The sequence below is a fragment of the Micromonospora sp. CNZ309 genome, from assembly GCF_002846525.1.
Window position 1 is genome coordinate 2,353,633 of record NZ_PJNG01000001.1, and the last position, 14,884, is coordinate 2,368,516.

Consider the following 14,884-nt stretch of genomic DNA (forward strand, 5'->3'; position numbering starts at 1 on the left):
TTGTCGGACGACAACCCGATCCGTGTCCCGGCCCCTCGTCGCGTCCCACCGGCACCGCCATCCGCCGAGGTCGAGCGCCTGCCGGACCGGTCCGGCCCCCTGCCGCTCTCCTTCGCGCAGCGGCGGCTGTGGTTCCTGGAGCGGCTCGGCCGGGTCGGTCACGCGTACCACATGCCCCTCGCCCTCCAGCTCGACGGCCGGCTCGACCGGGACGCGCTGCGGGCGGCCCTGGACGCCCTGGTGGACCGGCACGAGGTCCTGCGTACCCGCATCGTGGCCGACGGCGCGGAGGCCGCCCAACGCGTCGACCCGCCCGGGGGCGGGTTCCCACTGCGGTTCGAGGACCTGACCGGGCACGCCGATCCCGACGCCGCCCTGGCCGGCCTCCAGCAGGAGGAGAGCACCGCCCCGTTCGACCTGGCGGCCGGCCCGCTGTTCCGGGGCCGCCTCGTCGCGCTCGCCCCCGACCGGCACGTCCTGCTGCTGACGATGCACCACATCGTCAGCGACGGCTGGTCGATCGGCGTCCTGACCCGCGAGTTGGGGGTCCTGTACGCGGCGTTGCACGAGGGCCGGCCCGACCCGCTACCGCCCCTGCCCGTGCAGTACGCCGACTACGCCGCCTGGCAACACCAATGGCTCACCGACGGCACCCTGCACCGCCAGGAAACCCACTGGCGACAGATCCTCACCGACGCACCCACCCTGCTCGACCTACCCACCGACCGACCCCGACCAGCCGAACAGGACCACCACGGCGCCCACCTACCCATCACCATCGACACCGACCTCACCACCGCCCTCAAAACCCTCACCACCCACCACGGCGGCACCCTCTACATGACCCTGCTCACCGCATGGGCCATCGTCCTGTCCCGCCTAACCGGCCACCACGACCTCATCATCGGCACCCCCACCGCCAACCGCCGCCGCGCCGAACTCGAAAACCTCATCGGCTTCTTCGTCAACACCCTCGCCCTCCGCATCGACCTCACCGGACAACCCACCACCACCGACCTGCTACACCGCGTCCGCGACCTCACCCTCACCACCCTCGACCACCAGGACCTCCCCTTCGAACACGTCGTCGAAGCCGTCAACCCCACCCGCAACCTCGCCCACACCCCCCTGTTCCAGGTCATGTTCGCCTGGCAGAACAACGAGGACGTGGACCTGGACCTGCCCGGTGTCGAGGTGACCGCGCTGCGCAGCCCGTGGACGAGCGCCAAGTTCGACCTCACCCTCTCGCTGGCCGAGCACGACGGGCGCATCACCGGCAGCCTCGAATACGCCACCGCACTCTTCGACACCGCCACCGCGCAACGACACGTCCGCTACCTGCACCACGTCCTCACCCAACTCGTCGCCCACCCCGACCAACCCATCGACCGGCTCAGCCTGCTCGACGAACGGGAGCGCCGCGAACTCCTCGCGGCCTGGGGCGACGCGAGCGCCCACCCCGTCGAGGAGACGATCCCCGCGTTGTTCGCGCGGCGGGTGGCGGCGGCCCCGGACGCGGTGGCGCTCACCTTCGAGGGCACCTCGCTCACCTACCGCGACCTCGACGCGCGCGCCAACCGACTCGCCCACCACCTGCGCGCGTACGGCGTCGGCCCCGACGTCCTCGTCGCGGTCTGCCTGGAACGTTCGCCCGAGCTGGTCGTGGCGCTGCTGGCGGTCCTCAAGGCCGGCGGCGCGTACGTCCCGCTCGACCCGACCCATCCCGCCGAACGCCTCGGCGAGCTGCTGGCCGACAGTGCCCCGGTCGCCGTCCTCACCCACGCCGCCACCCGCACCACCCTCGACGCCCTGACCACCGCACCCGTGATCGACCTCGACGCCACCGACGTGGCCGGGCACCCCGCCACCAGCCCCGACCCCGGCACCCGACCCGGGCACCTCGCCTACGTCATCCACACCTCCGGCTCCACCGGCCGCCCCAAGGGCGTCATGGTCGAGCACGCCAACGTGGTGCGCCTCTTCTCCGCCACGGCGGGGTGGTTCGGCTTCGGTCCGGACGACGTGTGGTGCCTCTTCCACTCCTTCGCGTTCGACTTCTCCGTCTGGGAGATGTGGGGCGCGCTGCTGCACGGCGGCCGGCTGGTGGTCGTCCCCCGACTGACCAGCCGCTCCCCCGCCGAGTTCCACCGGCTGCTGTGCGACGAGGGCGTGACCGTCCTCAACCAGACCCCCAGCGCGTTCCGCAGCCTGATCGCCGCGCAGGCCGACAGCGCGCGGGCCCACCGGCTGCGCACGGTGGTCTTCGGCGGCGAGGCGCTGGACCCGACGATGCTGCGGCCGTGGTACGCGGACCCGCGCAACGGACGCACCGAGCTGGTCAACATGTACGGCATCACCGAGACCACGGTGCACGTGACCCACCGGCCGATGACCCCGGCCGACGCCGAACGGCCGGGCGTGTCCCCGATCGGGCGGCCCCTCGCCGACCTGCGCCTCTACGTGCTCGACGGGCGGGGGAGCCGGTGCCGCCCGGCGTCGTCGGTGAGCTGCACGTCGGCGGCGCGGGGGTCGCCCGCGGCTACCTCAACCGTCCCGGGCTGACCGCGCAACGCTTCCGGCCCAGCCCGTTCGTGGCGGGCGACCGGCTCTACGCCACCGGTGACCTCGTCCGCCACCGCGCCGACGGGGGCCTCGACTACCTGGGCCGCAACGACTCCCAGGTGCAGCTGCGCGGCTACCGCGTCGAGCTGGGCGAGGTCGAGGCCCAGCTCGCCGCCTGTCCCGGCGTACGCGACGCGGTGGTGACGGTCACCACCGACGCCGCCGGCGAGCCGCGCCTCGTCGGCTACTACACCGCGTCCGTACGCCGGCTGACGGCCGAGTCGCTGCGCACCCGGCTGGCCGCCGTCCTGCCGGAGCACATGGTCCCGGCCGCGTACGTGCGGGTCGCCGAGTGGCCGCTGACGCCCAACGGCAAGCTCGACCACCGGGCGCTGCCCACGCCGGACGGGTCGGCCTTCGCCACCCGGCACTACGCCGAGCCGGTCGGTGCGACGGAGACCACCCTCGCCGCCATCTGGGCCGAGGTGCTCGGCGTCGAGCGGGTCGGTCGGCACGACAACTTCTTCGCGCTGGGCGGGCACTCGCTGCTGGCCCTGCGGGTGCTGGAACGGATGCGCCGCCAGGGCCTGTCCGCCGACGTACGCGCGCTCTTCGCCGCCCCGGTCCTGGCCGACCTGGCCGCCGCCGTGGGTGCCGACGCGGACCGGGCCGACGCGGCCCCGGAGCCGATTCCGGCCGACTGCGAGCGGATCACCCCGGAGCTGCTACCGCTGGTGCGGCTGAGCCAGCCGGAGATCGACGCGGTCGTCGCCACGGTCCCCGGCGGGACGCCGAACGTGCAGGACATCTATCCCCTGGCGCCGGTGCAGGAGGGGATGCTCTTCCACCACCTGATGGCCCGCGACCGCGACCCCTACCTGGTCACCACGGTCCTGCGCTTCGCCGACCGGGGCCGGTTGGACCGCTACCGCGCCGCGCTGGAGGCGGTGGTCGCCCGGCACGACGTGCTGCGTACCGCGGTGGTGTGGCACGGGATCAACGAGCCGGTGCAGGTGGTGTGGCGCCGGGCGCCCCTGCCGGTGGAGGAGGTCCCGCTCGACGCGGCGGGCGACGACCCGCTGCGGCAGCTCCGCGAGCACGTCGACCGGCGGTACGGCCGCCTGCCCCTCGACCGGGCTCCCCTGCTGCGGCTGCTGGTCGGGCGGGACCCGCGCGACGGCGGGTGGCTGGTCGTGGAGCTGATCCACCACATCGTCGACGACAACACCTCGCTCAAGCAGTTGCGGGCCGAGGTCCGCGCGTACCTGGCCGGCGAGGGCGACCGGTTGCCGCCGCCGCTGCCCTTCCGCGACTTCGTGGCGCGCATCCGGCGCGGCGCCGACCGGGCCGAGCAGGAGAGCTTCTTCCGCCGGATGCTCTCCGACGTCGACAGCCCGACCGTGCCCTTCGGCCTGCGGGACATCCACGGCGACGGGCACACCATGCGCGACGCCCGGGTCTGGCTCGGTCCGGAGCTGGCGCGGCGGCTGCGGCAGCGGGCCCAGTCCCTCCGGGTCGGGGTGACCAGTCTCTTCCACGTCGCCTGGGGGCAGGTGCTGGCCCGGGCCGCCGGCCGCCGGGACGTGGTCTTCGGCACCGTGCTCTCCGGACGGATGGACGCCGGCGCGGGCAGCGACCGGGTCCTCGGGCCCTTCCTGAACACGCTCCCGCTGCGGGTCACCGTCGACGCCACCGGCGCCACGGAGTGCGTGCTGCGCACCCACGAGGCGCTGACCGGGCTGATCCGCCACGAGCACGCGTCGCTGGCGCTGGCCCAGTCGTGCAGCGCGGTGGCGCCGCCGGCACCCCTCTTCACCGCCCTGCTCAACTACCGGCACGCCGAGGTGCTGGCCGAGTCGGAGACGCCCGCGCCGACGCCCGACGCGGACGACCTGACCTACCTGGCCGCGCAGGAACGCGGCAACTACCCGCTCGCGCTGGACGTCGACGACCTGGGCGACGACGTCGTGCTGACCGTCGCCGCCGCTGCCGGGGTGGCGCCCGAGAAGGTCTGCGCGATAGTCGGACGGGCGCTGGAGACGCTCGCCGACGCCCTGGAGCGCACGCCCGACGCGGCGGTGGGCGGGCTCGACGTGCTACCCGCCGCCGAGCGGCGCCGGCTGGTCGAGGACGGCAACGACGCCACGGTGGCGTACCCGCCGGGCCGCCTCGTGCACCACCTCGTCGAGGCCCAGGCCGCACGCGACCCGCAGGCGGTGGCCCTCGTCGGCGACGACGTACGGCTCACCTACGGCGAGCTGAACGCGCGGGCCAACCGGTTGGCCCACCACCTGCGCGCCCGGGGCGTCGGGCCGGACCGGATCGTGGCGATCTGCGTCGAGCGGTCGCCGGACGCCGTGGTGGCGCTGCTGGCGGTCCTCAAGGCCGGTGGCGCCTACCTGCCGCTCGACCCGGCGTACCCGCCCGAGCGGCTCGCCGCCATGCTGCGCGACAGCGCGCCGGTGGCGGCGCTGACCCACGGTCCGGCCCGCGAGCGGCTGCACGCCGCGCTGGCCGGGCTCGACACCCCGCTGCTCGACCTGGACCTCGACGCGGCGTGGGCACAGCAGCAGGCGACCGACCCGCTGGTCGACGGGTTGGGCGCGCAGCACCTGGCGTACGTCATCTACACGTCCGGCACCTCCGGCACCGCCAACGGGGTGCTGGTCGAGCACCGGCAGCTCGTGGCCGTCGCCGCCGCCTGGGAACGCCTGCTCGACCTGCGCCCCGGCCTGGTGCACCTGCAGATGGCGAGCTTCTCGTTCGACGTCTTCACCGCCGACGTGGTGCGGGCGCTCGGCTTCGGCGGGCGGCTGGTGATCTGCCCGCGTCCGCTGCTGCTGGACAGCGCCGGCCTCCACGAACTGCTGCGCCGCCACGACGTGGACTTCGCCGACTTCGTACCGGCCGTGCTCAACCCGCTGCTGGAGCACCTGGAGTCCACCGGCGAAAGCCTCGCCGGGCTGGAGACGGTGGTCTGCGGCTCGGACGCCTGGAGCGCCGCCGACGCCGCCCGGCTGCGCGCCCGGTGCGGGCCGCGGGTGCGGATCGTCAACGCGTACGGCGTGACCGAGGCGGCCGTCGACAGCACCTGCCACCTGCTGCCGACCGACGATCTCGCCGAGGCGACCTGCCTGCCGATCGGCCGGCCGCTGCCCAACGTGCGGATCTACCTGCTCGACGGCGAGGGCGAGCCGGTGCCGGACGGGGTGGTCGGCGAGATCCACATCGGTGGCGCGGGTGTGGCGCGCGGCTACCTGAACCGGCCCGGCCTGACCGCGCGGCGCTTCCGGCCCAGCCCGTTCGTGCCGGGCGAGCGGCTCTACCGCACCGGGGACCTGGGTCGTCGCCTGCCGGGCGGGGAACTGGAGTTCCTGGGCCGCGACGACTTCCAGGTGAAGGTCCGGGGCTTCCGCGTCGAGCTGGGCGAGATCGAGTCCCGGCTCGTCGCCGTCGAGGGCGTACGGGAGGCGGTCGTCGTGGCGCGCCCGGACGCCGGCGGCCACCAGCGGCTCGTCGCGTACGTGCTGGGCGGGGCGGGCGAGGCGCCGGACGCCGCGCGGCTGCGGGAGCGGCTCGCCGCCCAACTGCCGGAGCACATGGTGCCGTCGGCGTACGTCCGGCTGGCCGCGTGGCCGCTGACGCCCAACGGCAAGCTCGACCGGGCGGCGCTGCCGGCGCCGGACGGGGAGGCCTTCGGCCGGCGCGGGCACGTCGAGCCGGTCGGCCTGCTGGAGACCATGGTGGCGGGCGTCTGGGCCGAGGTGCTGGGCGTCGAACGGGTCGGCCGGCACGACGACTTCTTCGCCCTGGGCGGCCATTCGCTGCTGGCCATGCGGCTGGTCTCCCGGCTCCGGCAGGTGCTGGGGCGGGAGGTCTCGCCGGCGGCGCTCTTCGCGGCGCCGGTCCTGAGCGCCTTCGTCGCCCGGCTGACGCCGGACGGCCGCGACGTGCTGCCCCCGATCCGCCCGGTCGACCGGGGCGGCGCGCTGGAGCTCTCCTTCGCGCAGCGGCGGCTGTGGTTCCTGGAGCGGCTCGGCGGCCTCGGCCACACCTACCACATGCCGCTGGCCCTGGAGCTGGCCGGCTGGCTCGACCACGGCGCGCTGCGGTCGGCCCTGGACTCCCTCGTCGACCGGCACGAGGCCCTGCGCAGCCGCATCGTCCCCGCCGGCTCCGACGTGCACCAGCACGTCGACCCGCCCGGGGCCGGCTTCACCCTGCACACGCACGACCTGACCGGCGCGCCCGACGCCGCCGCCCGGCTGGCCGGGCTCCAGGACGAGGAGTTCACGGCCCCGTTCGACCTGACCACCGGTCCCCTGATCCGGGGCCGCCTGGTCACCCTCGCCCCGGACCGGCACGTCCTGCTCGTCACGATGCACCACATCGTGTCCGACGGCTGGTCGATCGGCGTCCTGACCCGCGAGTTGGGGGCCCTGTACGCGGCGTTGCACGAGGGCCGGCCCGACCCGCTACCGCCCCTGCCCGTGCAGTACGCCGACTACGCCGCCTGGCAACACCAATGGCTCACCGACGGCACCCTGCAACGCCAGGAAACCCACTGGCGACAGATCCTCACCGACGCACCCACCCTGCTCGACCTACCCACCGACCGACCCCGACCCACCGAACAGGACCACCACGGCGCCCACCTACCCATCACCATCGACACCGACCTCACCACCGCCCTCAAAACCCTCACCACCCACCACGGCGGCACCCTCTACATGACCCTGCTCACCGCATGGGCCATCGTCCTGTCCCGCCTAACCGGCCACCACGACCTCATCATCGGCACCCCCACCGCCAACCGCCGCCGCGCCGAACTCGAAAACCTCATCGGCTTCTTCGTCAACACCCTCGCCCTCCGCATCGACCTCACCGGACAACCCACCACCACCGACCTGCTACACCGCGTCCGCGACCTCACCCTCACCACCCTCGACCACCAGGACCTCCCCTTCGAACACGTCGTCGAAGCCGTCAACCCCACCCGCAACCTCGCCCACACCCCCCTGTTCCAGGTCATGTTCGCCTGGCAGAACACCGACGACGGCGAGTTGACCCTGCCGGGCCTGCGGGTCACCGCCCTGCCGCCGCCGCACACCACCGCCAAGTTCGACCTCACGCTCGCGCTGGCCGAGCACGACGGGCGCATCACCGGCAGCCTCGAATACGCCACCGCACTCTTCGACACCGCCACCGCGCAACGACACATCCGCTACCTGCACCACGTCCTCACCCAACTCGTCGCCCACCCCGACCAACCCATCGACCGACTGTCCCTGCTCGACGAACGGGAAAGTGAGCAGGCGCTGCGGCAGGCCGCGCCGTCCCCGGTGGACAGGGGCGTCCTCGCCCGCCTCGCCGGGCGGGTCGAGGCGGCCCCCGACGCGGTGGCGCTCACGTTCGAGGGCACCTCGCTCACCTACCGCGACCTCGACGCGCGCGCCAACCGACTCGCCCACCACCTGCGCGCGTACGGCGTCGGCCCCGACGCGCTCGTCGCGGTCTGCCTGCGCAGGTCGCCGGAGCTGATCGTCGCGCTGCTGGCCGTCGCCCGGGCCGGCGGCGCGTACCTGCCCCTGGACCCGGCCCATCCCGCCGAACGCCTCGGCGAGCTGCTGGCCGACAGCGCCCCGGTCGCCGTCCTCACCCACGCCGCCACCCGCACCACCCTCGACGGCCTGACCACCGCACCCGTGATCGACCTCGACACCACCGACGTGGCCGGGCACCCCGCCACCAGCCCCGACCCCGGCACCCGACCCGGGCACCTCGCCTACGTCATCCACACCTCCGGCTCCACCGGCCGCCCCAAGGGCGTGGCGCAGACCTGGCGGTGCCTGGACAACCTGATCGACTGGCAGCTGCGCTACGCCGCGCCGGGCAGCCCGACGCCGCACCGGGTGCTCCAGTTCGCCTCGATCGGCTTCGACGTCTCCGTCCAGGAGGTCTGGAGCACCCTGTGCCAGGGCGGCACGCTGGTGCTGATCGGCGAGGAGCGCGTCCGCGACCTGGGCCAGCTGCGCCACGTCCTCGCCGAGCAGGGCGTACGGCGGGCGTTCCTGCCCGCCGCCGTGCTGCACCAGATGGCGGGCCTCACGGGACCCGTCGCGCCGCTCGCGCCCGGCTGCGAGATCGTCACCGCCGGCGAGGCGCTGCGGGTCGACGACGACCTGCGCGCCCTGGTCACGGGGCTGGGCGGCCGGTACCTCTACAACCAGTACGGCCCGACCGAGACGCACGTGGTCAGCCAGTTCGCGCTGGCCACCGCGACGGCGGACGACTGGCCGGCGCTGCCGCCGATCGGCCGGCCGATCGCCAACGCCCGGCTCTACGTGCTCGACGAGCGGTGCGAGCCGGTACCGGCGGGCGTGCTCGGCGAGCTCTACATCGGCGGGTCCGGCCTGGCGCGGGGCTACCTCAACCGCCCGGCGGCGACCGCGGAGCGGTTCGTGCCCGACCCGTTCGCCGGGCCGGGCGAGCGGATGTACCGCAGCGGGGACCTCGTCCGCCGCCGGGCCGACGGCACCATCGAGTTCGTCGGGCGCGCCGACGACCAGGTGAAGGTACGCGGATTCCGGGTCGAGCCGGGCGAGGTGGAGAGCGCCCTGCGGCACGTCCCGGGCGTACGCGAGGCCGCCGTGCTGCTGCGCGAGGACGTCCCCGGCGACCCGCACCTGGTCGGCTACCTGGCCGGCGACGTCACCGCCGAGGTGGCCCGCGAGCAGCTGCGGCGCCGGCTGCCCGAGCACCTGGTGCCGACCCGCTGGGTGGTGCTCGACCGCCTGCCGCTGACCGCCAACGGCAAGCTCGACCGGCGCGCCCTGCGCGCGCCCGAGCAGGCCGACGTCGCCACCGCCTACGTCGCGCCCCGCGACGAGCGGGAGGCCCGGATGGCCGCCATCTGGGCCGAGGTGCTGCGCCGCGACCGGGTCGGCGCCCTCGACGACTTCTTCGCGCTGGGCGGCCACTCGCTCCTGGCGACCCGGCTCGTGCACGCCATCAACGAGCGGATGTCGGCGCGGCTGTCACTGCGTACGCTCTTCCGCCGGCCCGTCCTGGCCGACCTGGCGGCCGAACTGGCGGGCCCCGGCGCCCCCACCGTCGCCGCCCTCCCGCCCCTCGTCGCCGACCCCGACGCCCGGCACGAGCCGTTCCCGCTCACCGACATCCAGGAGGCCTACTGGGTGGGGCGCGGGTCGACCATCGAACTCGGCGGGGTCGGCGCGCACGGCTACAGCGAGCTGCGGCTGCGCGACTTCGACGAGGAGCGCTTCACCCGCGCGCTGCACCGGCTGATCGACCGCCACGACATGCTCCGCGCGGTCTTCCACGACGGCGTCCAGCGCGTCCTGCCGAGCGTGCCGCGCTACGCGATGGCCCGGCAGGACCTGCGCGGGCTCGACCCGGAGACCACCGCCCGCCGGCTGGGCGAGATTCGCGAGCGGATGTCCCACCAGGTGCTCGACGCCCGCCGCTGGCCCCTGTTCGAGTTCGCGGTGACGCTGCTCGACGGCGAGGCGCGCCTGCACGTCAGCACCGACGCGCTGATCCTCGACGCGGCCAGCGGGCAGATCCTCGAACACGAGCTGGCGGTGCTCTACGCGGACCCGGACGCCGACCTGCCGCCGCTCGCGGTGACCTTCCGCGACTACGTGCTGGCCGAGCGGGCCCTGCGGGGCACGCCGCGCTACGAGCGGGCGCTCGACTACTGGCGGGAGCGGGTCGCCACGCTGGCCCCCGCCCCGCAGCTGCCGCTGGAACGGCAGCCGGAGAGCGTCGGACGACCGCGCTTCACTCGCTACGACGAGGTGCTGCCGGCGCAGCGCTGGAGCCGCCTGAAGGCGGCCGCCGGCCGGCACCACGTGACCCCGTCGGTGCTGCTGGTCACCGCCTTCGCGCAGGTGCTGGCCCGGTGGAGCCGCCAGTCGCGGTTCACGCTGAGCCTGCCGCTGTTCAACCGGCTGCCGCTGCACCCCGGCATCAACGCGGTGATCGGCGACTTCACCTCGCTGGTGCTGCTGGAGGTCGACGTGGCGGCCGGGGTCGACTTCGCGACCCGGGCCCGTGCCGTGCAGGAGCAGCTCTGGCAGGACATCGACCACTCGGCCGTCAGCGGCGTACGGGTCAACCGCGAACTCGCCCGCGCCCGGGGCACCCGCCACGCGGCCCTGCCGGTCGTCTTCAACAGCACGCTGACCGAGGCCGCGCCCGACGTCGGCGACAGCGGCCTCGCGGCGGCGCTCGGCGGCGAGGTGGTGCACGGCATCACCCAGACGCCGCAGGTGTGGATCGACCACACGGTCCTGGAGGCCGACGGGCGGCTGCACGTCAACTGGGACAGCATCGACGAACTCTTCCCGGCCGGTCTCGTCGCCGAGATGTTCGCGGCGTACCGGGAGCTGCTCGGGCGGCTGGAGGAGCCCGACGCCTGGCACACCACCCTCGACGGTCCGCTCGCCCCGCCGGTGCCGGCGGCCCCGCCGGCCAACCGTGGGCTCCTGCACGAGCTGGTCGACCGGCAGGCGCTGGCGACGCCCACCGCGCCCGCGGTGCTCGCCACGGACCGGCGGTTGGACCACGCCACGGTGCGCGTCGAGGCACGCCGGCTGGCCGGGCGGCTCCAGGAGCGGGGCGTACGGCCCGGCCAGCTCGTCGGGGTGCTGCTCGACCGGGGCTGGCAGCAGGTCGTCGCCACCCTCGCGGTGCTGCACGCCGGGGGCGCGTACCTGCCGCTCGACCCGGACTGGCCGGCCGAGCGGGTGGCCCGGGTGCTTGAGCGGGCCGGGGCGGGGCTGGTCCTGACCGGGTCGGACCGGGTGGCGCTGCCGGAGGGCGTCGAGCGCCTGGCGGTGGACGAGACCACCGTCGGCCCGGACGCCCCCGCGCTGCGACCGGTCGAGCTGGCGGAGACCGACCTCGCGTACGTGATCTACACGTCCGGGTCCACCGGCACGCCGAAGGGGGTGGCGATCGACCACCGCGGCGCGGTGAACACGCTCCTCGACGTCACCGCGCGCTTCGGCGTCGGGCCGGCCGACCGGGTCCTGGCCGTCAGCGCGCTCAGTTTCGATCTCTCCGTCTTCGACATCTTCGGCACCCTCGCGGCCGGCGCGGCGGTCGTGACGCTGGACCCGGAGCTGGCCCGCGATCCGGCCCACTGGTCGGACGTGGCGCACGCCCACCGGGTCAGCGTCTGGAACTCGGTGCCGGCGCTGGCCGGCATGCTGCTCGACCACGCCGACGCCGGTCACCCGCTGCCGGCGTCGCTGCGGGTGGCCATGCTCTCCGGGGACTGGATCCCGCTCGCCCTCCCCGGCCGGCTGCGCGAGGCGCTGCCCGGGATCCGGGTCGAGAGCCTCGGCGGCGCCACCGAGGCGTCCATCTGGTCCATCCACCACCCGGTCGACGAGGTCGATCCGGCGTGGCGCAGCATCCCGTACGGCCGGGCGTTGGCCCACCAGGGGGTCCACGTGCTGGACGAGGCCCTGCGCCCCCGGCCGACCTGGGCCACCGGCGACCTCTGGATCAGCGGCGTCGGGCTGGCGCGGTGCTACTGGCGCGACGAGGCGGCGACGGCCGCCAGCTTCGTCGTGCACCCGGTCACCGGCGAGCGGCTCTACCGCACCGGCGACCTGGGCCGGCTGCGCCCGGACGGCACGATCGAGTTCCTCGGCCGCGAGGACGGCCAGGTCAAGGTGAACGGCTACCGCATCGAGCTGGGCGAGATCGAGGCGGCGTTGGAGGGCCACCCGGGCGTACGGGCCGCCGCGCTGCGGCTGCTCGGTCAGGCGCAGGGCGAGAAGCGGCTGGCCGCGTACGTGGTGCCCGACGCCGCCGCCCCCGAGCCGACCACCCTGGTGGCGTACCTGGAGCGGCGGCTGCCGGCGTACATGGTGCCGGCGTCGTTCACCGTCCTCGACGCGCTGCCGCTGTCGGCCAACGGCAAGGTCGACCGCGCCCTGCTGCCCGACCCGAAGCCGTCGGCGGAGGCCGCCGTCGAGGCGCTGGTGCTCACCGATCCGGCCGAGCAGCGGCTCGTGGAGATCGTGGCCGAGATCCTCGACCTGCCCGTCGTCGCGCCCGACGCCAACCTGCTGCTGCTCGGCGCCACCTCGATCGACGTCGTGCGGATCGCCAACGCCCTCTCCGGCGAGTTGGGCTTCCGGCCGAAGCTGGCCCGGCTGATGCGTCAGCCGACCCTCGGCGACCTGCTGCGGATGTTCCGGGAACACACCGCCGAACGGGCCGTCGTCGCGACCGCGCAGCGGGCCGCCACGCTGGTCGAGGACCCGGCGGCCCGGGCCGCGTTCACGGCCGACGGGCGGGGCCGGCGCGACTTCGCGCCCGACACCCCGGCGGTCGCGCTGACCGCGCCGGCCGGCCCGGCGTACGACCGCCGCTACACCGGCCACCGCTCGGTGCGCCGCTTCGCCGCGGACCCGCTGCCGGCCGGGGCGCTCGGCCACCTGCTGGCCGTCCTCACCGCGCGGGAGGTCGACGGCCGGGCCAGGTTCCCGTACGCCTCCGCCGGCGGCACCTACGCCGTGCAGACGTACGTCCTGGTCAAGGCGGGACGCGTCGACGGCGTGCCGGCCGGGGCGTACTACCACGACCCGGCGACGCACCGGCTGCTGGCGCTCGGTCGCGACCGCGAGCTGAGCCCCGACGCCTTCGACTACTTCGTCAACCGCCCGGTCTTCGAGGCCGCCGCGTTCGCGCTGTTCCTGGTGGCGCAGCGCGCGGCCATCGAGCCCCTCTACCAGGAGCAGAGTGCGACGTTCACCGCGATCGAGGCGGGCGAGATGGCCCAGCTGCTGACGATGGCCGCCCCCGACAACGGCCTCGGCCTGTGCGGGATCGGCGCACTGGACACGGCGCAGCTGGCCGCCCTGTTCGACCTCGAACCCTCGCACCGGCTGGTCTACGCGCTTCTCGGGGGCGGCCGGGTGGACGCGCCGACGCCCGACGCGCCGGCCACCGACACCATCACGGTGGAACTGTGAACGCCTACGAGCTGCTCGACACGCTCAACCGGCACGCGGTCGGGCTGCGCGTCGACGGCGACCGCCTGCGCCTCACGGGTTCCCGCGAGGTCCTCACGCCCGACCTGCTGGCCGACCTCAAGCTGCACAAGGAGGAGCTGGTCGCGATCCTGACCGGCGCCGACGCGGACACGATCCCCCGCCGGCCGCGACCGGACGCGCCGGTGCCGGTCGCGTTCGCCCAACGGCAGCTCTGGTTCCTCGACCAGCTCTCCCCCGGCAACCCGTTCTACAACAACCCGGTCGCCTTCGACGTCGTGGGCGCGCTGGACGTGCCGGCGCTGGCCCGCGCCCTGACCGAGGTGGTCCGCCGGCACGAGGCGCTGCGTACCGTCTTCACCCTGGTCGACGAGGAGCCCTGCCAGGTGGTGCGGCCGGCCGGGCCGGTCGCCCTGCCGGTCACGGACCTCAGCGCGCTGCCGGCTTCGCAGCGGTCCCGCCGCGCCGACGCCGCCACCGAGGCCGAGGCGCGCGCACCCTTCGACCTGGCCACCGGTCCGCTGCTGCGCAGCGCCCTGCTCCGGTTGGCCCCCGACGAGCACCGCTGGCTGCTCACCGTGCACCACATGGTGGCCGACGGCTGGTCCGTCGGCATCCTCATCGGCGAGGTCACCGCCCTCTACGGCGCGTACGCGCGCGGTGGCGCCGCCGCACTGGCCGAGCTGCCCGTGCAGTACGCGGACTACGCGCTGTGGCAGCGCCGGCAGCTCGGCGGCGGCGAGCTGGAGCGCCAGCTCGGCTACTGGACGCGGACGCTGGCCGGGGCGTCCGCCCTGCTGTCCCTGCCGACCGACCGGCCCCGGCCGGTGGTGCAGCGCTACCGGGGCGAGATCCACGGCACGACGGTGGACGCGGCGGTGCTGCGCGGGCTGCGGGAGGTGGGGCGGGCCGGCGACGCGACGCTGTTCATGACGCTCATGGCGACCCTGTCGGTGCTGCTGTGGCGCCACAGCGGGCAGGACGACGTCTGCGTCGGCACCCCGTTCGCCAACCGCAACCACCGCGACGTGGAGGGCCTCATCGGCCACTTCGTGAACACGGTGGTGATCCGCAACCGGCTGGCGGCGGAGCAGCCCTTCGCGGCGCTGCTGGCCGACGTCCGCCGGCACCTGCTCGACGCGTACGCCCACCCCGACCTGCCGTTCGAGCAGCTCGTGGACGCGCTCAACCCGGAACGGCACACCAGCTACTCGCCGCTGTTCCAGGTGATGCTGGTGCTGCAGAACATCCCGCGCGGCCGGCTGGAGCTGCCGGACCTGACGCTGCGG

3 protein-coding genes (1 of these 3 cut by a window edge) are annotated in these 14,884 nt (G+C 74.7%); all 3 read left to right on the forward strand.

Translation table 11 applies throughout. From position 1 onward, the window contains the following. Tightly spaced (each overlapping or abutting the next), the 3 genes in view from CLT72_RS09430 to CLT72_RS09440 form a layout consistent with a single transcriptional unit that may run on beyond the window. On the forward strand, positions 1 to 2,562 hold the full coding sequence (locus CLT72_RS09430; protein WP_158241997.1) for a condensation domain-containing protein: 2,562 nt from the start codon (positions 1 to 3) through the stop codon (positions 2,560 to 2,562). Then, positions 2,484 to 13,577 (forward strand): non-ribosomal peptide synthetase, encoded by an 11,094-nt coding sequence (locus CLT72_RS09435; RefSeq protein ID WP_158241998.1) that lies wholly within the window; start codon positions 2,484 to 2,486, stop codon positions 13,575 to 13,577. The genes CLT72_RS09430 and CLT72_RS09435 overlap by 79 nt, the downstream gene beginning before the upstream one ends. Then, positions 13,574 to 14,884 carry the start of a non-ribosomal peptide synthetase gene (locus tag CLT72_RS09440; protein WP_101410898.1) on the forward strand. 2,748 nt of this gene lie beyond the right edge of the window, so 1,311 of the gene's 4,059 nt are visible here — the first part of the coding sequence; the start codon lies at positions 13,574 to 13,576; its stop codon lies off the right edge, out of view. Before CLT72_RS09435 ends, CLT72_RS09440 begins: the two co-directional genes overlap by 4 nt.